We start from the raw sequence: 23,930 nt of genomic DNA, 5'->3' as shown, positions 1-23,930 counted from the left end.
ATGCTCCAGAGAATCCCCATGACCTCGCCGCTGCGCAACATCCCCAATATCCTGACCGGCGCCCGGCTGGCGGCGGGGGTGGTCATGTTCCTGATTCTGGCGGGGGCGACGGCGACGCCGATCCTTTCCGCCTATCTGAGCCCGGACGACCAGTTCGCCCTTTACCGCGCAGCCTTCTTCATCTTCGTGATCGCCGCTTCCACCGACTGGGTGGACGGGTTCCTGGCGCGGCGCTGGAAGGTGGAAAGCCGCTGGGGCGCCATCCTGGACCCCATCGCCGACAAGATCCTGGTGACCGGCGCCATTCTCGGCTTGCTGACCTCGGGCTCCCTGACCCAGATCGCCATTCCCTGCGGCCTGATCTTGTTCCGCGAGTTCGCCGTCTCGGCCCTGCGCGAGACGCTCGCCGGCGAGGTCAAGCTGCCGGTCACGACCTTGGCCAAGTGGAAGACGACGCTGCAGCTGTTCTCGCTGGGCCTGCAGCTTCTGGCTCTCAACTGGGGAGTGTTCGGATGGGAGCTGCAACTGCTGCCCACATTCCAGACCTTCGCTGACGTCATGCTCTGGATCGCAGCCTTTGTCACCATCTGGACCGGCTGGCAGTATTTCAAGGAAGCCGGGCGGCAGATGAACTGAGGGTCTATTCGACCCCCAGCTCCGTCAGCAGACGGTCCATGCCATAGATGTTGCGCAAAGCCTCGGTCACGGCCTGGGTCGTGACGATGACGCTGCGGTTGACGTTGATGTCATAGCCGTAAGCGTTGCGCTGGGTCAGGACGGTGGAGTCGAAATTGGCCCCGATGATCTCGCCCCGGGCATTGATGGCTGGCGAGCCTGACGAACCGCCAATGGTGTCGGTGGAGACCGACATGTTCATCACCGCATCCATGTCGATGCGCTCACGGGCGGCGGCGATGCGCGGCGTGATGACGAAGGGATCGGCGCCGGTGGCCCGGTCGAACAGGCCGGCGAAGGTGGTCAGGGGCTCCACGGTCCGACCCTCGTAGGTCCAACCCTCCACCTTGCCGAAGCTGAGGCGAAGCGTGCCGGTGGCGTCGGGATAGACGTCGTCGCCGTAGACCGCGAAGCGTGCGGCGGCCAATGCCTCGCTGGCCCGGACGGTCGGGGCCTCGACCTCGGCCTCCCACTGTTCGCGCACGGGGCGGTTGATGGGCTGCATGGCCAGGGCGAAGCGGATCATGGGATCGTCGCTGGCCTCGATGGCCGCGAGCCCGCCTTCCCACAGGGCGCGGCGCACGGCGGGGTCGCCCAGAGTCGAATCGGACGACAGCCGCTCGGCCATGCCTTCGGGGGATTCGTCACCCAGCAGGGCGCGCACCCGGGGATCGTCCACGGTCAGGATCTCGCGGGTCTTGGACAGCCACCAGCTGAGCTGGACCTCGTCCAGAGCCGGATAGACCGGCAGGTCCGCGAACAGGCGCTGCTGCACCAGCGGCAGGCGGCTGTCGGCGAACTCGGGCAGGCGTTCCCCCGACGGCTTGCCGCGCTCCTGCGCGGCGCGGACCAGGGTCTGGGCGAAGCCGAACAGGCGCGAACCGCCCCCGGCGCGCCCTTCAAGCAGGCTGTAGGCTGGATAGAGACGTGCCTGCACCGGCTGGATCTCCGCCAGCGTCGACCACGGGTCGCCCGCCTGGGCCGCCAGGGCTGGATCGGCGACGACGCGGGCGCGGAACTCCTCTTCCGCCGCCTGACGACGGCCCATGAATTCGCCGTCAATCAGGGCCCGCATGCGGCCCATGCCGCGCTTGTAGGTGTTCTCCACCCCGGACAGGGCGGAGGAGGCGATGAAGCGGTTCTCGTCGCTTTCCTCCGAGAACCGGATCAGACGGCCGCGCAGTTCGGACCCGATCAACTGATCCAGCGGCAGAACCACGTCGCGAACGGTGGCCAGTTGGTCCTGGGTCAACAGGCGCTGGGTCGCCCCCGGCGTGCCCGAGACGAAAACCGCCTCGCCCGGCGTCGGCGCATCGGCGTTCCAGGTGAAGTGGGTTTCGGTCGCCACCGGCCGGTCGCTCTCGTAGAGGCGCAGGAAGGCCGCATCCAGCGCGAAGCGTGGGAAGCTGAAATTGTCCAGGTCGCCGCCGAAGGACGAGGCGCGCTCTTCCGGCGCGAAGGCCAGGCGCACGTCCGGGTATTTGCGGAAGGTGTAGAGCTTGAACTGTCCGCCGCGATACAGGCTGACCACCTGACAGCGCAGGTCGCCCTGGCCCTCGCAAGCCTCGGTCTCGATGGCGGCGGATTCGGCGTCGCGGGCGCGGGTGAAGGCCGAGCCGTCCAGACCGGCGCCCGCCGCCTGCATCCGTTCCGTCACGTCGGAGATGTCGATCAGCACCTCGGCCTGCATGCCGGGGCAGCGGCGCTCTTCCTCGCGGGTCGCCGGGGTGAAGCCGGTTTCGGCGTACTGCACCTCGGGCGTGGAGATGTTCTGGACGCAGGACGAGACACAGTGGTTGTTGGTCATCACCAGCCCCTCGCCCGAGACGATGCCCGCCGAACAGCCCGTCGTCAGCCGCACCGAGGACAGACGGGCATGGTCCAGCCACGCCTGGTCGATGTCGGTCCCCAGCGCCGCATTGGCGCGCTGGATCGGGAAGTTGTCATAGGTCCACATGCCCTCCTCGGCTGAGGCCGAAGACGCGGCGGCCAAAGCGAGGACGGCGGCGGAAGCGGTCAGGAACAGACGCATGAGTGATCTCCGACATGGGTCTCCTCCCCGTCGACAGGATGGGGAGGTGGGGCGGCGCACATAAGCGCCGGGACGGAGGGGGCGGCGCGAGCCGTCAGTGATTGGCGTCTCATGAAGATAAAACCGAGACGCCCCCTCCACCACCCGGCTGCGCCGGGCAGTCCCTCCCCATGCCAATGCATGGGGAGGAGGTATGGGCTTACTCCACGCCCAGTTCCTCCAGAAGGTGCGGCAGACGGTAGACCGTGCGCAGCGCCTCTGTCACGGCGGCGGTGGAGACCGACACGGTGCGGTTCAGCTCTCCATCATAGCCGAAGGCGCCGCCCAGCGAGTGGATGTTGCCGTCGAAAGCCGTGCCGATCACCTCGCCGGCGGCGTTGATGACGGGAGAACCCGAGTTCCCGCCGATGATGTCGTTGGTTGAGACGAAATCATAGACGGTCTGCTTGTTGACCCTGCCCTCGGCCTCGGCCCAGCGCGGCGCCAGATTGTAGGGCTCGGCGCCGGTGGCGCGCTCGTACAGCCCGCCGATGTAGGTCATGGGCGGAACGTCGACGCCGCGATAGCTCCAGCCCTGAACCGCGCCGTAGCTTAGGCGCAGGCTGAAGGTGGCGTCAGGGTACTGGCTGTCGCCGTAAACGGCGAAGCGGGCCTGGGCGATACGCTCGGCGGCCTGGCCGGTGGGGGCGGACACGCGCTGCTCCCACTGAGCGCGAGGCTCGCGGCCCAGCCCTTCGGTGCGCAGAACGAACTGGATCAACGGGTCGCTGGACGCCTGGACGGCCTCAAGCCCGCCGTCCAGCAGGGCGGTGTGGGCCGCCAGATCGGTCAGGGTCGTGCCGGTAGCCAGCCGCTCGGTCGGAACTTCCGGGATTTTGTCCCCCAGCAGGAGGCGGACCGAAGGGTTGTCCGTGGTCAGATACTCGCGGGTCTTGGACAGCCAGAATGACAGCAGCACCCGATCCAGTTCGGGGGACACAGGCGTCTCGTCCGCCAGGCGGCGGCGCAGATTGGTCAGGGCCGTCTCGGATGCATACTCGGGCAGCCGCTGACCAGCCGGACGGGCCCGTTCCTGGGCCGAACGCACGATGGCGCGGGCGTAGCTGTACAGGGTCGAGCCGCCGCCCGCCGCCGATTCCAGTTGGCGATAGGGCAGATACAGCTCTTCCACATTGGACTGCACGGCCTCCAACTCGGTCCACGGGTCGCCGATGCGCTGGGCCAGGGCCGGATCCGCGGCGACGGCAGCCCGCAGCTGGGCCTCCTGCTCGCGCTTGGTCGCCATGAAGCTGGCGTCGTTCAGAGCCAGTTGCTGGCCATAGAAGGCCTTGAAGCTGTTCTCCACGCCAAACAGGGTGTCGAGTGCCACGCGGCGTTCCTCGTCGCCTCGCTCGCCAAAGGCGATCAGGCGGCCGCGCAGCTCCGAGCGCTGCAACTGGCTGATGGGGATCTGCTGGTCGCGCAGGTTCTCCAGCTGGGCCAAGGTCAGCAGACGCGAGGTGGAGCCGGGATTGCCAGCGACGAACACCGGCTCGCCCTCGGTGGGCGGAGCCGGGTTCCAGGTCAGGTGGTTCGGGGTCTGGACGACCTGGCCGTTCTCGTAAAGGCGCAGGAAGGCCGCATCCAGGGCGTAGCGCGGATAGTTGAAATTGTCCGGATCGCCGCCGAAGAAGGCCGCCTGGAATTCCGGTGCGAAGGCCAGGCGAACGTCGGTGTAGTTGCGGTATTCATAGAGGGCGAAACGTCCGCCGCGATAGAAGCTGATGACCTGACAGGTGCGGGTGTCGTCGTCGCCGCAGGCCTCTTCCTGAAGGGCGCGGGTGACTTCGCTGCGCGCCTGAACGAAGGCGGCGCCTTCCAGGCCGGCGCCCGCGGACAGGACCTGATCGGTCACGTCGGTGATATTGGTCAGGATCTGCGCCTGTACGCCGGGGCACTGGCGCTCCTCGGCGCGGGTCGTGGGCATCCAGCCGTTCTGTACGTAGTCGTTCTGCGCGTCCGACAGATCCTGAACGCAGGAAACCACACAGTGATGGTTGGTCAGCACCAGCCCCTGACCCGACACCACCGAGGCCGAACAGCCGCTGGACAGGCGCACCGCGGCGCTGCGCACGCTGTCCAGCCAGGCCTGGTCGATGTTCGTGCCGTATGTCTGGTTCACCGTGGCGACGGGAAAGTTGTCGAAGGTCCACATGCCTTCGTCGGCCTTGGCGGCCGACGAGGAGAAGGCGGCCAGCGCAAGGGCGGCGGCCGAAACGGTGAGGCGATGCGACATTGGCGAAAGCTCCCTGATGCGCCAGACAACCGCGGCGCTTGTCCGCGAAGTGACTAGCAAGGGCCGATCCGCCGCGCCAGCGTCCAGCCCCTCCCTTGGCAGATGATAGAGAAACGGCTCGCCTTTCCGAGCCTTACCCCGATTTAACTTGGCCCGACGAACGCTGGCCTTCAGACAGGGGGACGACGAAGGGGGTTCGATGTCACTCGCGCTTGCAACACTGCTCTACGAATGGCGGCGCTACATGGCGGCTGTCATGGCGCTGGCCCTGTCCGGCCTGCTGGTGCTGGCCATGACCGGCGTGTTCATCGGAATCGGCAAGGGCTTCACCGCCGCCATTGAGCGCTCCAGCGCGGATGTCATCATCATGCAGCCTGGGGCGACCCAGCTGTTTGGAGGCTCCATGGCCGTGCCGCGGCGTTTCATTCCACTGGCCTACAACCACCCCGAGGTGGTCGAGGTTCGCGCCCTGGAGGTCAACGGCGGCAACCTTCAGAACGTGCGCAACGTGGATCCGACCATGAGTCAGGCCGAGCGCGCGCGGCAAGGGGCGCCCCGGTCGCGCCAGGTGATGGTCAATGTGATCGACACCCAGCCTGGCTCGGTCACCATCCCCATCGACTATTCCGACGAACTGGTCGCCGCCCTGCGCCAGCCCTTCACCATCGCCGTCGACGAGACCGCGCTGGGCACGCTCGGCCTTCAGCTGGGAGATCGCGCGATCTATGCGGGTCAGACGGTGACGGTCGTCGGCGTACTGCGCGGCTATCCCAACATGATGCAGCCCACCATCGTGATGTCGCGGGACTCGCTGCGCATGCTCGGCCAGTCGTGGGGCAACACCATGGGCGGCCCGCTGATGATCAAGCTGCGAAATCCGTCGAACGCCACGGTCGTGGCCGCGCAACTGAACGAGATGGGCGACGGCCGCTGGCGCGCCTGGACACGACAGGAACTGGCCGAAGCCAACGCGGCGGCCATGTTCGAGGAAGGCATCCTGGTGATCATCATCGGCGGATGCGTGGTTCTGGGGACCATCATCGGCGTGGCCATCACCTGGCAAACCCTGCGCGGCGCCATCATGGCCAACATCAAGGAGTTCGCCTCCCTGCGCGCTCTGGGCGTCAGCATGGGGTCACTGCGCCGGATCGTTCTGGAGCTCAGCTTCTGGGTTGGACTGGTGGGTGTCGCGGCCGCGATCTTCCTTACCTGGCTGCTGTCGCTTCTGGCGCGCATGGGGGCCGTGATCATCGCCCTGCCCTTCGCGCTTCTGGTCGGCGTCGGCATAGGTCTGGTCATCATCGCGATGGGGTCGGGCCTGCTGTCGCTGGGCGTCCTGAAGAAGAGCCAGCCTGCGGATCTGCTGAGATGATGATGAGCCTGACCACCACACACGGCAAACACGGCGACTACGCCATTGAGGCCAAGGGCCTGGTCAAGCGGTTCAAGTCGGGCCGGACCTTCGTCGAGGTGCTCAAGGGCGTGGATTTCGACGCCCGGCACGGCGACCTGACCATGGTCATGGGGCCCTCCGGGTCGGGCAAGTCCACCCTGATCGCCGCATTGTCGGGCCTCCTGAAGCCCGAGGAAGGCCGGGTGGACACCCTGGACGTGGACGACTTGTGGAAGAAATCCTCAGGCCGGATCGACAAGTTCCGCCTGGACCACTGCGGCTTCATCTTCCAGGGCTTTAACCTGTTCCCGGCTCTGACCGCCCTGCAGCAGGTCATGATCGTCCTGAAGTATCAAGGCCTGTCCAGGGATCAGGCCCGGCGCCAGGCGACCGCCGCCCTTGAGGAGGTCGGCCTGGGCCCTCGTCTTCATCAAAAACCTTCGGCCCTGTCCGGCGGCGAGAAACAGCGCGTGGCCATCGCCCGCGCCTTGGCCAAGAATCCCAAGATCCTGTTCGCGGACGAACCCACTTCGGCGCTGGACGGCGAGAACGGCCAGGTGGTCATCCGCCTGCTACGCCGGGCCGCCACCGAGCATGGCGCCGCGGTGATCTGCGTTACCCATGATCCCAGGCTCGAAGCCTGGGCCGACCGCGTCATCCACATTGAGGACGGCCGCATTCTGGACGATCAGCGCCGGACGCCCGACGCGAACCCTGTCCTCGCTGCGGCCCACTAGGACCAGAAGAAGAGCAAGCCATGTCCATGCCCGGTTTCCTGAAGAAGAAGCGTATCTGGATCGCGCTCGGGGTGATCATCCTCCTGGTCGTCGGTTTCCTGTTCATGCAGGGACAGGCCAGGGAGCGCGAAGCCGCGCTTCAGGAAGCGGTCGCCCAGACACCCGAAAGCCCCTACGCCGCCGTCGCCAACGGGCGCGCCGACGTCGAGGGCGGCGTCATCCAGGTCGCCGCGCGTCGCGGCGGCGTGGTGCGGGAGGTCTATGTCAATGAAGGCGACGAGGTGGCCGCCGGTCAGATTCTGGCCAGGCAGGAGGACGATGAGCCTCGCCTGGCCGTGCAGCGCGCCGCCGCCGAGGTTGCCCAGGCCCGCTCGCAGTTGGCCGCCATCGAGGTGGACCTGAGCACCGCCCGGCGCGAGTTCGAACGAATGAACCGCCTGGCCGACAGCAACTTCATCGCCGCCCAGCGGCTGGACCAGGCCCGCGACGCCATCTCCATGGCCGAGGCCCGCCTGGCCAGCCAGCGGGCCGCAGTCCAGACCTCGCAGGCCCGGCTGAACGAGGCCCAGTATAATCTGGAGTTGACCGCTATCCGCGCGCCCATGGCCGGCCGCATCGCCCGCCGCTACGCCCAGCCCGGCGCCGGCGCCTCGACCTTGAACGTATCGAACATGTTCGATCTGGAGCCCCTGACCGAGCGCATTGTGCGCGCCGAGATCGTGGAGGCGGACATCCCCAACATCACCGTCGGCCAGGAAGTCGAGATCAACCCCGAGGGCAATCCGAACCAGGTCTATGTGGGCCGGGTTCTACGCCGCGCGGGTCTGTTCGGAGCGCGTCGGCTTCAGTCCGACGACCCTTCCCAACGCGCCGACGAGCGGGTGGTGGAGGTCGTTGTCTCCGTCAACGACGCGCCTTTCCTGATCGGCCAGCGGGTTCTGGTGAAGTTCATGAAGCCGGGCGAAACCGCCGGAGCCCAACGGGAAGTCAGCACCGGGGTCGGCCCTGACCGCGCCATGCGGACGCCCCAGCGCCGAAGCTGAGCCTGATCAGCGGCCGGTGAAATCCGCCGGCCGCTTGTCCAGCACCGCCGCGACGCCTTCCACGTGATCATCTGTCAGGTGGGCCAGGGCCTGCATGGCCGCCGACATCTCAAGCATCTGGTCGAAATTCATGTCGCGCCCCTGCCGCAGAAGGGTCTTGGCCATGCGCAGGGCCTGGGGGGCGTGAGCGGCCACCTGCTCCGCCGTCGCCATGGCCTCGTCCATCAGGACGTCATGGGCGACGACGCGATTCACCAGACCCCATCGCTCGGCGGTCTCTGCATCAATTGACCGGGCCGTGAACAGCATCTCTGCCGCGCGGGCATAGCCTACGTTGCGCGGCAGCAGCCACGATCCGCCATCGCCGGGGATAATACCCAGCTTCAGGAACGGCACGCCGAAGCTGGCGCGGTCTGAAGCGATACGGATGTCGGCCAGACCCGCGATGTCGCAGCCAAGACCCATGGCCGGACCGTTCACCGCGGCGATCAGCGGAACCTCCATTGCGTAAAGCGACCGCACCACGCGGTGGACCACCCGGCGATACCGTTCGCGGATGTCGGCGCCTGACCCTTCGAACAGATCCCGGCGGTCCTTCATGGCCCTGAGGTCGCCGCCCGCAGAAAACGCCCTCCCCGCTCCCGTGATCAGGGCGCAGCGTACAGATGGATCGGCGTTGATTTCGTCACAAAGCGCCGCGAAAGCGTCGCCGTCCTCCATATCCGGAAGCGCGTTCAGGCGCTCGGGCCGGCTCAGGGTGATGACCATGACGGCGCCCCGCCGCTTCGTGGAAATCAGTGCGCTGGTCATGTCTCGTCCATAAGCAAAACCCCGGCCCATGAGGACCGAGGTTCTGAAGTTGCCGCTTCGGGCAGATTACTGAGGCGGTGCAAACCCGTCCGGCTGGCCCACGGTCACGGCGCCTTGCATGCTTTCCAGCCGGTGACGGTCGGCCTCGGCGCGAGCCTCCATTTCGGCACGCGTGTAACAGACTCGGCGTGCGATACCGGACCCCGTTACGGGCCGCCGCTCGCAGACACGTTCGTTACGACGATCGGCTTCCGTCTGTTCAACCGTGGCCTCGACTTCCGGCGCCTCGGAAGCGGCATCGCGCGGCGGATCCGCCTGAACTTGAAGGGCCAGGGCCATGGTTGCGGCTGAAAGCAGGTTGAGCATCATGACATCATCCAATCGTTCGCTACGAATAGGCTATGTTGATCACTGTGCACCGCAAAAAACGCCTATTGCAAGCGTAAGGGCGCCATCCGCCTGGTCGGTTTCAGCGTATTGGAGAGCTTCTCCAAAGGCCGGCGACGAAGCCGGTTGGAGGGAACGGTCCGGGAATTGAAGGCCGTGCCGCCCAGAAGGGCGAACTCCATGACGGCGTTCTGGAGGTTGAAGTGCTTATCGTTCATTGTTGGCGTCTCCTTTCGTGAACGATGAAAGAAGACGCGGCGCGCCGGTTGGGGATTTCACCCTCTTGGTCGTGTCGCGTCAGGAACAATGTCGGAATTCAACGCCCCGAAATCAAGTGGCGCGCCCCGGCCCGTCGCAACGCCCTGCATTCAGGTCTGCACCGTGGACGGGCGCTCGGGCCTATGCCTGGGGTGCCTGCGTACGCTCGGCGAGATCGGCGGCTGGTCGAAACTGACGGATGAGGAACGGGCCGGCATCATGGCGGAGTTGCCGGCGCGCAAGGATCGTCTGGACCCCTCCCTCAGATTCTGAATTCGTTCACCACGCCGTTTCACCGGACGCCAAGAGCTTTGGGTCATGGTGGCCACATGGCGCGTTTCGATTTCCAGTCCGGCGTGATGTTCACAGTCGCCCTCGGGGCAGCAGGCGCCTTCGGATACGGCGTCAGCCATCTGGGCGACGCTGGCCGCGCGCAGGCTGCGCCGGCGCTGATGGTTGCGTCCGCCCCTGCCACCGCAGCGGCAGGACGCGTGGCCCAGATAGCCCGTGCCGACGACGGTCACTACTGGGCCGAAGCCGACATCAATGGCCGGGCCGTCAGAGTTCTGGTGGACACCGGCGCCACCGTGGTCGCCCTGACCCGCGATGACGCCCTGCGCCTCGGCTTCATGCTGGAATCGGATGACTTCGACCACACGGTGATCACCGCAAACGGCGAGGGCCGCGCGGCCCGGATCGAGTTGGCGCATGTGGCGGTCGCCGGCGCGCGGGTCGAGCGCGTCCAGGCGCTGGTGGTGGAGCGGGGCCTGCCCGCGTCCCTGCTGGGGATGAGCTATCTGGGCCGGCTGTCCCGTATCGAGGCCACGCCTCACGGCTTGACCCTGCGTCCCTAGAACGCCTTCACCACTACTGAGATCGCGGTGGCCAGCAGATAGACCGCAAACGCCTTCTTCAGGATGCGTCGATCAAGACGATGCGCCAGCCGAGCGCCCACAGGCGCCATCAGAGCGGTCAGCAGTCCCATGATGGCAGCGGCCGGAATGTTGACGTAGCCAAGCGACAGCGGCGGCCGTCCCTCGGCGCCCCAACCGAACACTGCAAACCCCAGCGCCGCCGCGGCGCCGATGGCGAGGCCGAAGCCCGATGCGGTGGCTACCGCCTGATGAATGGGTCGCCCGCACAGCACCATGGTCATGCCGCCCAGGCTGCCGCCGCCCACGCCCATCATGGCGGACAGCCCGCCGATCAACGTTCCTGCTCCACGCCTGCCCCAACCGGTGGGCAGGTCGCGCATCAGGGTGATCCGCTCGGGCAGCAGGCCCATCTGGGCCGCCACCAGCAGCAGGCAGGCGCCATAGACGATGGCCAGACCCTCCATGGAGGTCACGCCCGCGATCGCCGCGCCGGCCAGACCGCCGAACGCCACCCAGGGGGTCCAGGTGCGCAGCACCGTCTCGTCCACCGCGCCGTGCGCCCGGTGCGTCGCCAACGACTTCCAGGACGTGGCGACGATGGTCAGCAGGGAGGTGCCGATCGCCACATGCAGGTTGCTCTCGCCGCCCACGCCCAGCACCGAGAAGGCGTAGAACAGGGCGGGCACCAGCACCGTGCCGCCCCCCACGCCGAACAGACCGCCGATCACCCCCGCCACAGCCCCGGTTCCAGCCAGGGCGACCGCCATCAGCAAGAGCTCAGCCAGAGGCAGGCCGTTCACGCGGCCTGTTCCGCGCGGGCGTCACGCTTGGCCTCGGCCTCGCGCACCGCCTCGACCGCCTGATCCAGCACCTCGAGCCCGGCGCCGGGGCGGATCGACTCCACCGTCAGGATGCGGCGAAAGGCCCGCGCGCCCGGCCGCCCGTGCATCAGGCCCAGCATGTGCCGCGCCATGGCGGGCAGATGCACGCCCGCCTCGAGTCGCGCGGCCATATAGGGCCGGTATCGCGCGATGGCGTCGAACGGGTCCACGTCCGGCGTATCCGCCCCGAACAGCCGCCGGTCGACTTGCCCCAGAAGCGCCGGCTCGTGATAAGCCGCGCGGCCCAGCATGACCCCGTCCAGCGTGACGCCGTGATCGTCCGGCGCCAGGTGGGCCTCGGCCGCGTCCAGATCGGGGACGCCGCCGTTGATGACGATCGTCAGGTGCGGCCGCTCCCGTTTCAGGCGCCGGACCAGGGCGTAGTCCAGCGGCGGCACGTCCCGGTTCTCCTTGGGCGACAATCCCTTCAGCCAGGCCTTGCGGGCATGGACGATGAAGGTGGTCACTCCCACGGCCGCGCTGGCGTCCACGGTGGCGAACAGGCTTTCGACCGGATCCTGATCATCCACGCCGATGCGGCATTTCACGGTAGCCGGAACGGTCACTGCCTCGCGGATCGCGGCCATGCAATCGGCCACCAGCGCCGGCTCGCGCATCAGGCAGGCGCCGAACCGCCCGGACTGCACCCGGTCGGACGGGCAACCGACATTCAGGTTGACCTCGTCATAGCCATAGGTCTGGCCGATGCGCGCGGCTTCGGCCAGTTGCTTTGGGTCCGAGCCTCCCAATTGCAGCGCCACCGGATGCTCGATCGCATCGAACCCCAGCAGCCGGTCACGATCTCCGTGGATCACCGCGGGCGCAGTGACCATCTCCGTGTAGAGCAGGGTCTGTGCCGTCAACGCACGGTGCAGCGCCCGGCAATGCCGATCGGTCCAGTCCATCATGGGCGCGACGGAAAAACGGTGGGGCGAAGGCGTCACTTTGTTGAGGCGATCCTTGGGCGCAGGTGTGCAGATGGAGGCTACATAGCGGGAAAGATGGCCGTTTTCACGCTGCCGCTGCCTGATTAGCGCCTTAGTTGCAACCGGCGAAAGGGGAGGGTTATGCTGGGGGTCTCCCACCTTCCCATTGATTCATCTCCACATTCGCGCGGGAAGTCGTGAACCTTTGTTCGCGTGTGACGGTTCTCACTGAACTGAGTGGACAATTCGAAGGACAATCCATGCGTCTCAAACTTATCGCCGCCGTTTCCACCGCCGCCCTTTTCGCCGGATCCGCCCTGGCCCAGGACATGCAGGCTGGCGCCCCGGCGCAGGCTTCGGCCGCAGCGCCTGCGACCGGTGAACCCTCGGACGCCGAACTCGCCGCCTTCGCCGGCGCCATGCAGCGCATGCAAACGGTGGCCCAGCAGGTTCAGGGCGGCCAGCCGACCCCGGAGCAGCAGGCCGAAATGGCCGCGGCCGTAGAAGCCTCGGGTCTGGAAATCGACCGCTTCAACACAATTTCCCAGGCCGTCTCCACGGACCCGGTCATCCAGGCCCGCGTCGGCGTCGCCGCCAGCACGCCGTCTGCCGCGGGCTCGGTGGGCGCGAGCGTGACAGACGCCGAGGCCAGTCAGTTCGCACAGGCCATGGGCGGCATCGCCCCCATCGCCCAGTCTCTGAACGGCCAGGCCCCGAGTGAAGAGCAGCAGGCCCAGATGGCCGCCGCCATCGAAGGTTCGGGTCTGACTCTGGAGCGCTTCAACGAAATTTCGGGCGCCATCGGCCAGGATCAGCATTTACAGGCGCGCGTGGGCCTGGCGGCGGCCCGCAACGGCCAGTGATCGCAGTTACGGCCTGATCGGACAGACGGCGTCTCCGAGGAGGCGCCGTTTTTCGTTGCACGTCAGGCCCGGGCGTCCTCGTCCTCCAGCACGTCGGCGGTCTCCTCGCTGAGCGGCCTGGCCTCGCGCTTGGGCGGGACATAGGGCGCCGGCTGGGGGGTCACCGCATTGCCGCGCATCAGGGACCGGCCCGCCGTCAGCCCGCCGGTGATCTGGGCTTCGAAGCGCTGCTCGTCGCGGCGGCGCACATCCTCCAGGGTTTCCTTCACGTCGCGGTCGTCCAGGCCCATGTCGGTCAGCACCTGGCCGCCGAATTTCAGGGCAGACTCAAAGGTTTCGCGCAGTTCGTAGTCCACGCCCGCATTAACCAGGCGCAGCGAATGGCCCCGGTCGAAGGCGCGGACGTAAAGACGCGTCAGGGGGAACTCCGCCTTCACCAGTTCGACGATGTGATCGGCGACCTCGGGTTTGTCCACACAGACCAGAATCGCCTCGGCCGTCCCTGCCCCCGAGGCGTGCAGCACGTCCAGCCGCCCCCCGTCGCCGTAATAGACCTTGAAGCCGAAATTGCCCGCCGCCTGGATCATCTCCACATCGTTCTCGATGATCGACACGTCCACGTCGCGCGCCAGAAGCGGCTGGCTGACCACTTGGGCGAACCGGCCGAAACCGATGATCAGCACCCGCCCGTGCAGATCGTCGGCCCGATCCACGCCATCCGCGTCGTCGGGCGACAGGCTGTTCTCTTCGTGCAGGAAGAACCGCGTCACGATCAGGGTGACCACCGGAGTCAGGGCCATGGACAGGATCACCACCGCCGTCATGACTGCGCTTATGCGCCCGTCGAACACCCCGGCCGTCAGGGCCGCTGCGTACAGCACGAAGGCGAACTCGCCTCCTTGGGCGAACAGGGCCGCGCGCTCCAGCGCTTCGCGGTGTCTGGCCTTGAAGACGCGCGCAACGGCGTAGATGGCTACGCCCTTCACAGCCATGAAGGCGACCACCGCCCCGGCGATCAGAACCCAGTCCGACGCCACCACGGCCAGATCCAGCGCCATGCCGACGCTGATGAAGAACAGGCCCAGCAGGATGCCGCGGAACGGCTCGATGTCCGCCTCCAGTTGATGGCGGAAGGTGGAGTCCGATAGCAGCACCCCGGCCAGGAAGGCGCCCATGGCCATGGACAGCCCCCCCACCTGCATGAACAGGGCGGCGCCCAGCACCACCAGCAGGGCCGCGGCCGTCATCACCTCGCGCGCGCCGCTGTTGGCCAGGATGCGGAACAGCGGGTTCAACAGATAGCGCCCGGCCACCACCAGGGCCGCGATGGCCAGAAGGCCGATCAGAACCGCCTGCCAGACCGGGCGCGTCGCTTCGCCGGAATCCGTTCCCATGGCGGCGCCCATGAAGACCACAAGCGCCAGCAAGGGCACGATGGCAAGATCCTCCAGCAGCAGGATCGAGACCGCCCTCTGCCCCTGCGGCTCCATCCGCTCGCCGCGCTCGTCCAGCATCTGCATGATGACAGCCGTGGACGACAGCACGAAGCCGCAGGCGCCGATCAGGGCCACGGCGGGCGGGAAGCCGAACGCTATGCCGACCCCGGTCAGCAGCAGGGCGCAAGCGGCCACCTGGGCCGCACCGAGGCCGAAAATCTCCCGCCTCAGGTTCCACAACCGTGAAGGCCGCATCTCCAGGCCGATGATGAACAACAGCATCACCACGCCCAACTCGGCCACGTGCAGGATAGTCATGGGATCGTCGAAGAGGCCCAGGCCGAACGGCCCGATCAGAAGCCCGGCCGCCAGATATCCCAGCACCGAACCCAGACCCAGCTTGCGAAAGAGCGGCGCCGCCACCACCGCCGCGCCCAGCAGGACCACCGCGTGGCCCAGCTCCATTCCCGTGGCTGCGTCCGCCATGTTCTTGCCCCGTCCTGCTTTGCGTCAGTTCATATAGGCATGACGCGGGTCGGCGGCGAAGCGAGTCGTTGGGGTCTCCGTCAGATTCCATCTGGATATTCGGCCACAGTTTCGACCAATCTTGGCTGGCCTCATGCACGTCACAGGGGTGATCGGGAGCTGTCGATGTCGGGTTCAAGGAAGTTGAAGGTCGGGGTCTGCATGGCCGCCTGCCTGGGTCTCGTCACCCCTGCAGGGGCGCAATCGCCAGCCGGCGGCCCTGCCTACGCGCCCGGTGACGGCGCGCCGACCCGCGCGGCCTGCGCGGCGCTGGGCTTCGAAATCTACAAGGAGCCGGTGAACGTCTATTCCCGGTTTCCAGCGCCGCCCACCCGGCCGATGAGCTCCAGCCTTCATTATGGAGCGCCGCCACCGCCCGCATCACCGCCGCCTCCTCCGCCCCCTCCTCCTCCGCCGCCTCCCTCGCCCGTAGGCGCACCTTCGCCTCAGATCAGCCCTGCCGCGCCTCAGCCAGTCGTCGTCACAGGCTCCCGAATCGCGCCGGGCCCGGTGACTGCCGGCGCGCCGGAATCCTATCCCCAAGCCACACCCAATGCGGTGCGCCGGACCTTGGACGAACCCGTTTCGACCTTCTCCATCGACGTGGACACGGCCAGCTATTCCAACGTGCGCCGCTTCATCAATGACGGCATGTCCCCACCAGCCGATGCCGTGCGCGTCGAGGAGATGATCAACTATTTTGACTACGGCTACGCCCAGCCTGACAGCGTCGACGAGCCCTTCGCGGTCACCACGGTCGTGGTCGACTCGCCGTGGGTCGAGGGCCGTCAGATCGTCCATGTGGGCCTTCAGGGCTATGAGCTGCCCGAGGAACAGCGCCGCCCGCTGAACCTGACCTTCCTCGTCGACGTGTCCGGCTCCATGAACAGCCCCGACAAGCTGGAGCTGGCCCAACGGTCCATGAACCTGATCATCGACCGGCTGAGGCCCCAGGACACGGTGGCTGTTACCTATTACGCCGAAGGCGCGGGCACGACGCTGCAGTCCACCCCCGGCACGGAGAAGCTGCGCATCCGCTGCGCGGTGGAAAGCCTGTATGCCTCCGGCGGCACAGCCGGCGCCACCGGCATGACCAACGCCTACGATCAGGCGCGGGTGAACTACGCCGACGACCGGGTGAACCGCATCCTCATGTTCACCGACGGCGACTTCAACGTGGGCGTCACCGACAACCGCTCCATCGAGGAGTATGTGTCGCTGCAACGGGACAGCGGCATCTATCTGTCGGTCTACGGCTTCGGACGCGGCAACTATCAGGACACGCGCATGCAGACCATTTCCCAGGCGGGCAATGGCACGGCAGCCTATGTGGACAGCCTGAACGAGGCGCGGCGGCTGTTCGGCCCCGCCTTCGACCGGGGCGCCTTCCCCATCGCCGACGATGTGAAGATCCAGGTGGAGTTCAACCCCGCCCACGTCGCGGAATGGCGCCTGATCGGCTACGAAACCCGCCTGCTGAACGAGGCCGACTTCAACAATGACGCGGTGGATGCGGGCGAAGTGGGCTCCGGCGCCTCGGTGACAGCGCTGTACGAGATTACGCCGGTGGGCGGCCCGACCCAATTGTCGGAGCGGCGGTATGACACCCGTCAGGCCCCGCCCGCCTCGTCGGACGAACTGGCCTTCGTGCAGGTGCGTTACAAGCTGCCGGGCGAGGACGAGTCCGTGCTGATGCAGACGCCGGTTTCGGGACTGGCATCATCTTCCGCGCCGGAAGGCACTCGCTGGGCCCTGGCGGTCGCCGCCTTCGGCCAGCGCTTGCGACGCGATCCGTGGCTCGGCGCCGGTTACGGCTGGGACCAGGTGCTCGAACTGGCCCAGGGGGCGAGAGGCGAAGACCCTTACGGCGAGCGCGCCGCGTTCGTTCAGATGATCCGCGCTGCATCTGAACTGCCGCCGCGCGACACGCCCTAGGGCGTGGGCGTCGGAGGCGCGTTCAGGGGCGGGCCATGGCGGTTCGTCCCTTCCTCGCCCTTCATCCAGCCCAGTTCGACCGCAGCCCACAGCACCACCACAAGCCCCGCCACACCCATCAGGCTGTCCGGATAGGGCCAGGTGAAGTTGAAGCCGATCAGCACGCCCGCCGCCCACCAGCCGCTACGCCCCCGGTCATGCAGCCGCTTGGCCAGCACACAGACCGCTGCATAGACCCAGGCCGGATAGAAGACCCAGCCCACAGGCACGTGCCACCACTGACCCACCGCCAGCCACTGGAATAGCGCCAGGGCGACGACGACCAGCGCGATTACGCCCACCACAAACGGCCGCCGGTCGATCCGCCCCTTCGGCGACAGGAACAAGGTTCCCAGATCCACACCCGAAGCGAAACGGCGCACTATTCGAACTCCACCAGCACGTCATCGGCCGCCACGCTGTCACCGGCGGCGGCGCTGACGGTCTTGACCGTGCCGTCGTGCTCGGCGCGCAGGATGTTCTGCATCTTCATGGCCTCGATCACGGCCACGGCCTCGCCGGACTGCACCGCCTGCCCCGGCTTCACATTGATGGAGACCACCAGCCCCGGCATCGGCGACTGGATCAGCTTGGAGGTGTCGGCCGCCTCCTTCTCGGGCAGGCGGGCGTACAGGTCGGCGATGTGGGGCGCCAGCACCCGCACCCGCGCCCTGGAGGCCCGCCAGCGGATGTCAAAACCGTCCGGCGCGCGCTTCACCTCGGCGGTGAAGGAGCGTCCTTCCTCAAGGCCGTTGGCGAGCACGGCCCGGAACTGGGCCAGGCCGGGGCGCCAGTCGATGTCGGTCAGGGTCAGGGTGTGATCCCCGTCCAGATCGATGACCAGGCTCTCGTCGTCGTCATAGCCCACCATGATGCCCTGGCGTTCGCCGCCGATCATGACGGCCCATTCGAACCGGTCAGAAGGATCGCCGGACTGTTCGGCGAGGATCTCGTTCATGGCCGCCGCCGCCGCGATCATCACGTCGCGCCCGAAGCCCGCCACCGGCAGGCCGTCGAAGCCGTCCGGGAACTCGTCCTTGATGTAGCTGGTGGACAGCACGCCCGAGCGGAATCGCTCCTGCTCCATCACCGCCGCCAGGAAGGGGACGTTGTGGCCCACGCCTTTCAGATGGGTGTCCTCAAGCGCCCGGGCCATGCCGTCGATGGCGCCCTCGCGGGTCGGGGCCCAGGCGCACAGCTTGGCGATCATGGGGTCGTAGAACATGCTGATCTCGTCGCCCTCGCGGACGCCGGAATCGTTGCGCACCACATAGCCGTCCTGCTCGCCCTCGGCCGGCTGGTCGTAGCGCACCAGCCGGCCGATCGACGGCAGGAAGCCGCGATAGGGATCCTCGGCGTAGATGCGGCTCTCGATGGCCCAGCCGTCGATCTTCAGGTCCTCTTGGGTCAGGTTCAGCTTTTCGCCCCAGGCCGAGCGGATCATCTGCTCGACCAGATCAACCCCGGTGATCAACTCCGTCACCGGATGCTCCACCTGAAGCCGGGTGTTCATCTCCAGGAAGAAGAAACTCCTGTCCTGCCCGGCCACGAACTCCACCGTGCCGGCGGAATCGTAGTTCACAGCCTTGGCTAGGGCGACGGCTTGGGCGCCCATGGCGGCGCGGGTGGCGTCATCCAGCAGGGGCGACGGCGCTTCCTCGATGACCTTCTGGTTGCGGCGCTGGATCGAGCATTCCCGCTCGAACAGGTGGATGACATTGCCGTGCTTGTCGCCCAGCACCTGGATCTCGATGTGGCGCGGATCGATGATGAATTTCTCCAAGAACACCCGGTCGTCGCCGAAGGCGTTCTTCGCCTCGGCCTTCACGGCGGCGAATCCTTCGGCCATGTCGGCGTCGGAGTGAGCCACCCGGATGCCCTTGCCCCCGCCCCCGGCCGAGGCCTTGATCATGATGGGATAGCCGATCTCGCGCGCGATCTTCACCGCCTCATCCGGCGTCTCGATCAGCCCCATGTGGCCCGGCACCGTGGACACGCCGGCCTCGACCGCCAGCTTCTTGGAGCTGATCTTGTCGCCCATGGCGTCGATGGCCTCGGGGTTCGGGCCGATGAAGGCGATGCCCTCGTCGCGCAGCCGACGGGCGAAGCCCGCGTTCTCGCTCAGGAAGCCGAAGCCCGGATGCACCGCCTCCGCGCCCGTTTGACGCACCGCCTCAACGATCCTGTCCGCCAGCAGATAGGACTGGTTCGCCGGCGCCGGGCCGATCAGCACCGCCTCGTCCGCCATCTCCACCGCCAGCGACCCGGCGTCCGCCTCGGAATAGACCTGCACCGTGGCGATGCCCATACGGCGGCAGGTCTTGATGATGCGGACGGCGATCTCGCCCCGATTGGCGATGAGGATCTTGGAGAACATGAGCCTTGCTGATTTCCCTGACGCGGTCTGTCGCCGCCTTCCGCTCGTCGCTTACGGCCCGCATCCGCCTGTGTAAACGCCCGCGCGGCTCCGCGCGGGGTTGGCGAAGCTGGGCTGATAGGGTTTAACACGCGCCATCTGTGCTTAACCCATTCGGAGACTCTGCCGTGAAAACACTCCTCGCCACTGCAGCATCCGCCCTCGCTTTGGCCGTCACCGCCGGCGCTGCGAACGCCCAGGACTGGCGCGCCGCCGCTGAACAGGATCTGACCGCCGCCCATCAGGCGCTCGGTGAAAATCACCCCGCCGCGGTCATCGACGCGCCCTCCAGCGGCCAGTTCCGCACCTGGCTGAACGACGGTCTGGCGCAGATGCAGGGTGAACTTGGCCGGGTCAACTCGCCCAATGCCTACGCCTATCTGCTGCGCGGTTACGGCCACGGCTTCCGCGACGCCAACATCCGCATCGAGCCCACATGGGCCGCCCGCGACCCCTGGCAGGCGGTCGCCTGGCCGAACTTCACCACCGCATGGCGCGACGGCGGCTATGTGGTCAGCTGGGTCAAGCCCGGCGCGCGCAACGTGCCCCAGGTGGGTTGGGTGCTGGAGTCCTGTGACGGCCAATCGGCCGAAGAGATCGCCGAACGCCGCCTCGACATCTGGGAAGGCGACCTGACGCTTGAGGCGGATCGCGCGGCCACGGCGCCCTACCTGTTCTGGGACCGGGGCAACCCGATGGCCGGCGGCATTCCGGGCGAGTGCCGGTTCCGCGACGGACGCCGCAACCGCAACGTCCGCTTGGCCACCGACTTCGCCACGCCCGAGGAGCTGGAGGCCGCCTATCGCGCCTCGGTCTATGTGGCCGCCACGCCGCTGGCGGTCGAGATGAATGACGGCCTGGCGTGGATCCACATCCACACCCTGGCCGATGACGCCGACTGGACCGGTTTCCTGGCCCAGGTCGAGGCCCAGCAGGAGGCCATACGCGGCGCTTCGGGCGTGGTCATCGACCTGCGCGGCGCGCGTGGCAACACGGCGGATTCCGCCAGCTACACCCTGCGTACGGCCGCCCGCATCTGGTCGCCCGAGATGATCGGCGCGGCGCAGCCGACCCAGGTCAATCTGGCCTATCGCGCCACCCAGACGAACCGCCAGTGGTTCGCCGACGCGCTGGGCCGGATGCAGGCCGACCCCGTCTTCGCCCAGATCAATCCCGCCACCATCCAGGAAACCCAGGCGGTGGTCGAAGCCTTCGATCAGGCCATCCAGTCCGGACAACAGAGCTTCACGCGCCCGATGCCGTCCCGTCCCGAAATCGAGGCCGGCGTCAATCCAGTCCGGGGCAATGTGGTGATCCTGGTGGATGGCGGATGCGCGGCCGGGTGCCTGGACGCGATTGACGTGCTGCACCGGCTGCCCAACGTCCGCATCGCCGGCCAGCCCACCAGCGCCGACAGCCTGGTGATCGAGCCCACGGTGACCCCGCTGCCCTCCACCTACGGGCGGGTCAGCTACGGCCACAAGGTCTGGACCGACCGCGAGCGCGGCTCCAACCAGCCCTATACGCCGGAGCCGGGCCTGACCTATGCGGGCGACCCCACCGACGAAAGCGCCGTGCGCGCCTGGGTCGCGGGTCTGTTCGGCGGCTGACACGCCGGCAACCGGCCCGTCGCCTCAGATCGGGGGCGACGGGTCCGGTCGCGCTTGCTAAACGAGACCGGCAACCGCCAGGGAGTCGCGCGTGGTCTTTCCCGAATTCGATCCGGTCCTGATCCAGCTGGGGCCTCTGCCCCTGCGTTGGTACGCTCTGGCCTATATAGCGGGCATCGTTCTGGGCTGGCGTTACGCCGCGATGCTGGCCAAGCGGACAAGCCTGTGGGCGCCGCGGACTCCCCCGGCCTCGGGACCGCAGATCGACGATCTGGTGCTTTGGGTGACCCTCGGAATCATCGGCGGGGGACGCCTGGGGTATGTGCTCTTCTACCGCCCCGATCTGCTGGGCCAGATCTTCACCGGATCGGGTGTCGGGGAGCGGCTTGAGATTCTTCAGGTCTGGACCGGCGGGATGTCGTTCCATGGAGGCCTGATCGGCGTCGCGCTGGCGCTGTTCTTCTTCGCGCGTAGCCAGAAGATCAATCCATTGTCGCTGGGCGACCTGATCGCGCCGGTGGCGCCCATCGGCCTGTTCTTCGGCCGCATCGCCAATTTCATCAACGGAGAGCTGTGGGGCCGACCGACGGACGGTCCGCTGGGGGTCGTTTTCTGCAACGATCGCATCCTGCAGCTTTACGGCTATTGCCCGGCGGGTCTCGAGCCTCGGCACGCCAGCCAACTTTATGAAGCCGCGCTTGAGGGCCTCGTCCTGTTCGCCATCCTCGTCGTGGCGGTCTGGAAATGGCGCCTGCTGGCCAAGCCCGGCTATGTCACGGGCATCTTCCTGCTGGGCTACGGCCTGTCGCGTGCGGTGCTGGAGACGGTGCGCGAGCCCGACACCCACATGCCGGACGCCCTGCAGGGCATGGTGACCATGGGTATGCTGTTATCCATTCCCATGATGCTGATCGGCGCCTTGCTGATCTGGCGGGCCTGGAGCCGACCGCCCGCGCAAGGGTGATCCCATGCCCCTGATCGACCGCCTGCGGCGCGAGATCGCCCTTACCGGACCGATGACGGTGGCGGACTATGTGGCCCGCTGCCTGCATGACCCGGAGGACGGCTACTACGCCACCCGGCCGAACCTGGGAGCGCGGGGCGACTTCATCACCGCCCCTCTGGTCAGTCAGATGTTCGGCGAGCTGATCGGCCTGTGGGCGGTGGATATCTGGACCCGTCTGGGCGCGCCGGACCGGTTCCGGCTGGTGGAGGTCGGGCCCGGCGATGGAACCCTCATGGACGACGCCCTGCGCGCCGCCCGCCTGGCCCCCGCCTTTCTGGAAGCCTGCGATCTGGTCCTGATCGAGCCCAGCGCGCCCTTGCGCGAGGCTCAGGCCCGCCGCCTGTCCGACCACGACCGTCCGCCGCGCTGGGTGAAGTCCCTGCACGCCGTCGAGACCGACGCCCCGGTCATCCTGATCGCCAACGAGGTGCTGGACTGCCTGCCCGCGCGCCAGTTCATGCGCACTGACACCGGCTGGGCCGAGCGGCGCGTGGGACTGGACGACTCGGGCGACCTGACCTTCGGCCTGACCGCGCCCAGCGCCGGCTTCCTCAAGCCCGCCTTCAACATCGAGACGGGTCAGATTTTCGAGATTTCCGAGCAGCAGGCCGCCTTCGGCCGCGACTTGGGCGCCCTGATCCGCGAGGCGTCCGGCGCCGCGCTTCTGATCGACTACGGCCGCGACCGGCCCGGGCCAGGCGGCACCCTTCAGGCCCTTAAACGGCACGAGAAGGTCGATCCCCTGTCCACGCCCGGCGAGGCTGATCTGACCCAGTGGGCCGATTTCCCGGTGGTTCTGGAGGCCGCCGTGCGGTCCGGCGCCGACGTCACGGGCTGTCGCGGCCAGGGCGATTTCCTGCGCGCCCTGGGCGTCGAGGCCCGCGCGCAGCGCCTCATGCAGTCCCGCCCCGACGCCGCCCCGGTGATCGAGCGCCAGTTGCACCGCCTGACCGCACCGGACCAGATGGGCGACCTGTTCAAGGCCGCCTGCGTGTTCGCGCCGAAGAGCCTGTCCATTCCGGGCTTCGAGACCTGACATGGCTGAGCACCTGACCCATCCCCTGCTGAACCTGCCCGGCGTCCGCCACGCCTTCTTCACCCGGAACGGCGGAGCCTCCTCCGGGATCTACGACAGCCTGAACGTGGGGCTCGGCTCCAGCGATGACCCGCAGACCGTGCACGAGAATCGTCGCCGCTGCGCCTCTGTGCTCGGCGCGGGAGAAGATCATCTGTTCACCGCCTTCCAGATCCACTCGACCCTCATTCGCGTGGCCGAGGCGCCGTGGGGCGAGCAGCGGCCCGAGGGCGACGGGGTTGTGACCGATCGCTCCGGCCTGGTCTGCGGGGCCCTCACGGCCGACTGCGCACCCATCCTTCTGGCCGACCCTCACGCCCGAGTCGTGGGTGCGGTGCATGCGGGCTGGAAAGGCGCCCTGAACGGCGTGGTCCACAGCAGTCTGGCGGCCATGCAGGCCCTCGGGGCCATCCCCGAGCGCACGGTCGCCGTGGTCGGCCCCTGCATCGGGCCAAACAGCTATGAGGTTGGCGCGGACTTTCAGGAACGGTTCGAGCACCACGACCCCGGAGCGGGCCGGTTCTTCCGGCCGGGCGCGGCGGCGGACAAACGCCTGTTCGACCTGCCCGGCTTCGTGCTGTGGCGGCTGGCCGAGGCGGGCGTGGTGCAGGCGGCGTGGACGGGCCACGACACCTGCACCGACGAGGCGCGCTTCTTCTCCAACCGCCGGGCCTTCAGGCGCGGCGAGCCGGACTTCGGCCGCCTGCTGTCCGCCATCAGCCTGAGCGACTGA

22 protein-coding genes are annotated in these 23,930 nt (G+C 67.5%); 12 read left to right on the top strand and 10 right to left on the bottom strand.

The genetic code is table 11. The features are described from left to right. A complete protein-coding gene (gene pgsA, locus ACK4FB_RS01900; RefSeq protein WP_409747289.1) occupies positions 1 to 636 on the top strand; it encodes a CDP-diacylglycerol--glycerol-3-phosphate 3-phosphatidyltransferase in 636 nt (211 codons plus the stop codon). A 4-nt stretch (positions 637 to 640) separates the two neighbouring features. Here pgsA and ACK4FB_RS01895 read toward each other — a convergent pair whose 3' ends face one another. Both ACK4FB_RS01895 and ACK4FB_RS01890 read right to left on the bottom strand, forming a co-directional pair. After that, complete coding sequence (locus ACK4FB_RS01895; protein ID WP_409747287.1) at positions 641 to 2,707, bottom strand: S46 family peptidase; 2,067 nt, start codon at positions 2,705 to 2,707, stop codon at positions 641 to 643. Between the two features lie 199 nt (positions 2,708 to 2,906). Continuing rightward, the gene (locus ACK4FB_RS01890; protein ID WP_409747285.1) at positions 2,907 to 4,982 is read right to left on the bottom strand and encodes a S46 family peptidase; all 2,076 of its coding nucleotides are present in this window, start codon (positions 4,980 to 4,982) and stop codon (positions 2,907 to 2,909) included. Positions 4,983 to 5,181: 199 nt separating this feature from the next. On the opposite strand from ACK4FB_RS01890, the gene ACK4FB_RS01885 reads away from it, so the two are divergent. Genes ACK4FB_RS01885 through ACK4FB_RS01875 form a run of 3 tightly spaced genes read left to right on the top strand, consistent with a single transcriptional unit; the run spans position 5,182 to position 8,155 of the window. Further along, positions 5,182 to 6,354 carry an ABC transporter permease gene (locus tag ACK4FB_RS01885; RefSeq protein ID WP_409747283.1) on the top strand — a complete coding sequence of 391 codons (1,173 nt, stop codon included), beginning with the start codon at positions 5,182 to 5,184 and terminating at the stop codon, positions 6,352 to 6,354. Positions 6,355 to 6,356: 2 nt separating this feature from the next. After that, the gene (locus ACK4FB_RS01880; protein ID WP_409747281.1) at positions 6,357 to 7,112 is read left to right on the top strand and encodes an ABC transporter ATP-binding protein; all 756 of its coding nucleotides are present in this window, start codon (positions 6,357 to 6,359) and stop codon (positions 7,110 to 7,112) included. Positions 7,113 to 7,138: 26 nt separating this feature from the next. Further along, positions 7,139 to 8,155 carry an HlyD family secretion protein gene (locus tag ACK4FB_RS01875; protein ID WP_409747641.1) on the top strand — a complete coding sequence of 339 codons (1,017 nt, stop codon included), beginning with the start codon at positions 7,139 to 7,141 and terminating at the stop codon, positions 8,153 to 8,155. 6 nt (positions 8,156 to 8,161) lie between these two features. Here the strand turns inward: ACK4FB_RS01875 and ACK4FB_RS01870 are convergent, their stop codons facing one another. From ACK4FB_RS01870 to ACK4FB_RS01860, 3 genes are all read right to left on the bottom strand, one after another. Further along, complete coding sequence (locus tag ACK4FB_RS01870; RefSeq protein WP_409747279.1) at positions 8,162 to 8,965, bottom strand: crotonase/enoyl-CoA hydratase family protein; 804 nt, start codon at positions 8,963 to 8,965, stop codon at positions 8,162 to 8,164. 66 nt (positions 8,966 to 9,031) lie between these two features. After that, on the bottom strand, positions 9,032 to 9,334 hold the full coding sequence (locus ACK4FB_RS01865; protein ID WP_409747277.1) for a hypothetical protein: 303 nt from the start codon (positions 9,332 to 9,334) through the stop codon (positions 9,032 to 9,034). Between the two features lie 62 nt (positions 9,335 to 9,396). After that, positions 9,397 to 9,570, bottom strand: coding sequence for a hypothetical protein (locus ACK4FB_RS01860; protein WP_409747275.1), 174 nt, complete (start codon positions 9,568 to 9,570; stop codon positions 9,397 to 9,399). A gap of 88 nt (positions 9,571 to 9,658) precedes the next feature. On the opposite strand from ACK4FB_RS01860, the gene ACK4FB_RS01855 reads away from it, so the two are divergent. Continuing rightward, the gene (locus tag ACK4FB_RS01855; RefSeq protein WP_409747273.1) at positions 9,659 to 9,883 is read left to right on the top strand and encodes a DUF1289 domain-containing protein; all 225 of its coding nucleotides are present in this window, start codon (positions 9,659 to 9,661) and stop codon (positions 9,881 to 9,883) included. A 56-nt stretch (positions 9,884 to 9,939) separates the two neighbouring features. Beyond that, entirely contained in the window at positions 9,940 to 10,464 is a 525-nt protein-coding gene (locus ACK4FB_RS01850) for a TIGR02281 family clan AA aspartic protease (protein ID WP_409747271.1), read from the top strand. On the opposite strand, the gene ACK4FB_RS01845 is transcribed toward ACK4FB_RS01850, so the two are convergent. Together ACK4FB_RS01845 and dusA are read right to left on the bottom strand one after the other, a co-directional pair. Continuing rightward, on the bottom strand, positions 10,461 to 11,285 hold the full coding sequence (locus ACK4FB_RS01845; RefSeq protein WP_409747269.1) for a sulfite exporter TauE/SafE family protein: 825 nt from the start codon (positions 11,283 to 11,285) through the stop codon (positions 10,461 to 10,463). The two genes, ACK4FB_RS01850 and ACK4FB_RS01845, sit on opposite strands and share 4 nt — an antisense overlap. Next, complete coding sequence (dusA, locus tag ACK4FB_RS01840; protein ID WP_409747267.1) at positions 11,282 to 12,310, bottom strand: tRNA dihydrouridine(20/20a) synthase DusA; 1,029 nt, start codon at positions 12,308 to 12,310, stop codon at positions 11,282 to 11,284. Before dusA ends, ACK4FB_RS01845 begins: the two co-directional genes overlap by 4 nt. 242 nt (positions 12,311 to 12,552) lie before the next feature. Here dusA and ACK4FB_RS01835 point away from each other — a divergent pair, with 242 nt between their 5' ends. Continuing rightward, a complete protein-coding gene (locus tag ACK4FB_RS01835; protein ID WP_409747265.1) occupies positions 12,553 to 13,155 on the top strand; it encodes a DUF4168 domain-containing protein in 603 nt (200 codons plus the stop codon). A 62-nt stretch (positions 13,156 to 13,217) separates the two neighbouring features. Here ACK4FB_RS01835 and ACK4FB_RS01830 read toward each other — a convergent pair whose 3' ends face one another. Then, entirely contained in the window at positions 13,218 to 15,077 is a 1,860-nt protein-coding gene (locus ACK4FB_RS01830; protein ID WP_409747263.1) for a monovalent cation:proton antiporter-2 (CPA2) family protein, read from the bottom strand. A gap of 39 nt (positions 15,078 to 15,116) precedes the next feature. Between ACK4FB_RS01830 and ACK4FB_RS01825 the strand changes: the two genes are divergently transcribed. Beyond that, positions 15,117 to 17,051 carry a vWA domain-containing protein gene (locus ACK4FB_RS01825; protein ID WP_409747261.1) on the top strand — a complete coding sequence of 645 codons (1,935 nt, stop codon included), beginning with the start codon at positions 15,117 to 15,119 and terminating at the stop codon, positions 17,049 to 17,051. Here the strand turns inward: ACK4FB_RS01825 and ACK4FB_RS01820 are convergent. Beyond that, positions 17,048 to 17,473: a DUF805 domain-containing protein gene (locus ACK4FB_RS01820; RefSeq protein WP_409747259.1), complete on the bottom strand. Its 426-nt coding sequence runs from the start codon at positions 17,471 to 17,473 to the stop codon at positions 17,048 to 17,050. The two genes, ACK4FB_RS01825 and ACK4FB_RS01820, sit on opposite strands and share 4 nt — an antisense overlap. Next, positions 17,473 to 19,467 carry an acetyl-CoA carboxylase biotin carboxylase subunit gene (locus ACK4FB_RS01815; RefSeq protein WP_409747257.1) on the bottom strand — a complete coding sequence of 665 codons (1,995 nt, stop codon included), beginning with the start codon at positions 19,465 to 19,467 and terminating at the stop codon, positions 17,473 to 17,475. Before ACK4FB_RS01815 ends, ACK4FB_RS01820 begins: the two co-directional genes overlap by 1 nt. 167 nt (positions 19,468 to 19,634) lie before the next feature. Between ACK4FB_RS01815 and ACK4FB_RS01810 the strand changes: the two genes are divergently transcribed. The 4 genes from ACK4FB_RS01810 (at position 19,635) to pgeF (ending at position 23,930) form a co-directional block, all read left to right on the top strand. After that, the gene (locus tag ACK4FB_RS01810; protein ID WP_409747255.1) at positions 19,635 to 21,116 is read left to right on the top strand and encodes a hypothetical protein; all 1,482 of its coding nucleotides are present in this window, start codon (positions 19,635 to 19,637) and stop codon (positions 21,114 to 21,116) included. A gap of 91 nt (positions 21,117 to 21,207) precedes the next feature. Beyond that, on the top strand, positions 21,208 to 22,080 hold the full coding sequence (gene lgt / locus ACK4FB_RS01805) for a prolipoprotein diacylglyceryl transferase (RefSeq protein ID WP_409747253.1): 873 nt from the start codon (positions 21,208 to 21,210) through the stop codon (positions 22,078 to 22,080). 4 nt (positions 22,081 to 22,084) lie between these two features. Then, positions 22,085 to 23,158, top strand: a complete 1,074-nt coding sequence (locus ACK4FB_RS01800) for a class I SAM-dependent methyltransferase (protein ID WP_409747252.1) — start codon at positions 22,085 to 22,087, stop codon at positions 23,156 to 23,158. 1 nt (position 23,159) lies between these two features. Then, the gene (gene pgeF / locus ACK4FB_RS01795) at positions 23,160 to 23,930 is read left to right on the top strand and encodes a peptidoglycan editing factor PgeF (protein WP_409747250.1); all 771 of its coding nucleotides are present in this window, start codon (positions 23,160 to 23,162) and stop codon (positions 23,928 to 23,930) included.

The sequence above is a fragment of the Brevundimonas sp. genome, assembly GCF_046299535.1.
Classification (GTDB): domain Bacteria; phylum Pseudomonadota; class Alphaproteobacteria; order Caulobacterales; family Caulobacteraceae; genus Brevundimonas.
The sequence above is the reverse complement of the archived record's forward strand: the minus strand, read 5'-3'. Positions and strand labels throughout refer to the sequence as shown.

Bases quoted from the DNA above. Each gene is read 5' to 3' on its own strand.
- pgsA (WP_409747289.1), top strand. From the start codon at position 1: ATGCTCCAGAGAATCCCCATGACCTCGCCGCTGCGCAACATCCCCAAT.
- ACK4FB_RS01895 (WP_409747287.1), bottom strand. From the start codon at position 2,707: ATGCGTCTGTTCCTGACCGCTTCCGCCGCCGTCCTCGCTTTGGCCGCC.
- ACK4FB_RS01890 (WP_409747285.1), bottom strand. From the start codon at position 4,982: ATGTCGCATCGCCTCACCGTTTCGGCCGCCGCCCTTGCGCTGGCCGCC.
- ACK4FB_RS01885 (WP_409747283.1), top strand. From the start codon at position 5,182: ATGTCACTCGCGCTTGCAACACTGCTCTACGAATGGCGGCGCTACATG.
- ACK4FB_RS01880 (WP_409747281.1), top strand. From the start codon at position 6,357: ATGAGCCTGACCACCACACACGGCAAACACGGCGACTACGCCATTGAG.
- ACK4FB_RS01875 (WP_409747641.1), top strand. From the start codon at position 7,139: ATGCCCGGTTTCCTGAAGAAGAAGCGTATCTGGATCGCGCTCGGGGTG.
- ACK4FB_RS01870 (WP_409747279.1), bottom strand. From the start codon at position 8,965: ATGACCAGCGCACTGATTTCCACGAAGCGGCGGGGCGCCGTCATGGTC.
- ACK4FB_RS01865 (WP_409747277.1), bottom strand. From the start codon at position 9,334: ATGATGCTCAACCTGCTTTCAGCCGCAACCATGGCCCTGGCCCTTCAA.
- ACK4FB_RS01860 (WP_409747275.1), bottom strand. From the start codon at position 9,570: ATGAACGATAAGCACTTCAACCTCCAGAACGCCGTCATGGAGTTCGCC.
- ACK4FB_RS01855 (WP_409747273.1), top strand. From the start codon at position 9,659: ATGTCGGAATTCAACGCCCCGAAATCAAGTGGCGCGCCCCGGCCCGTC.
- ACK4FB_RS01850 (WP_409747271.1), top strand. From the start codon at position 9,940: ATGGCGCGTTTCGATTTCCAGTCCGGCGTGATGTTCACAGTCGCCCTC.
- ACK4FB_RS01835 (WP_409747265.1), top strand. From the start codon at position 12,553: ATGCGTCTCAAACTTATCGCCGCCGTTTCCACCGCCGCCCTTTTCGCC.
- ACK4FB_RS01830 (WP_409747263.1), bottom strand. From the start codon at position 15,077: ATGGCGGACGCAGCCACGGGAATGGAGCTGGGCCACGCGGTGGTCCTG.
- ACK4FB_RS01825 (WP_409747261.1), top strand. From the start codon at position 15,117: ATGACGCGGGTCGGCGGCGAAGCGAGTCGTTGGGGTCTCCGTCAGATT.
- ACK4FB_RS01815 (WP_409747257.1), bottom strand. From the start codon at position 19,467: ATGTTCTCCAAGATCCTCATCGCCAATCGGGGCGAGATCGCCGTCCGC.
- ACK4FB_RS01800 (WP_409747252.1), top strand. From the start codon at position 22,085: ATGCCCCTGATCGACCGCCTGCGGCGCGAGATCGCCCTTACCGGACCG.
- pgeF (WP_409747250.1), top strand. From the start codon at position 23,160: ATGGCTGAGCACCTGACCCATCCCCTGCTGAACCTGCCCGGCGTCCGC.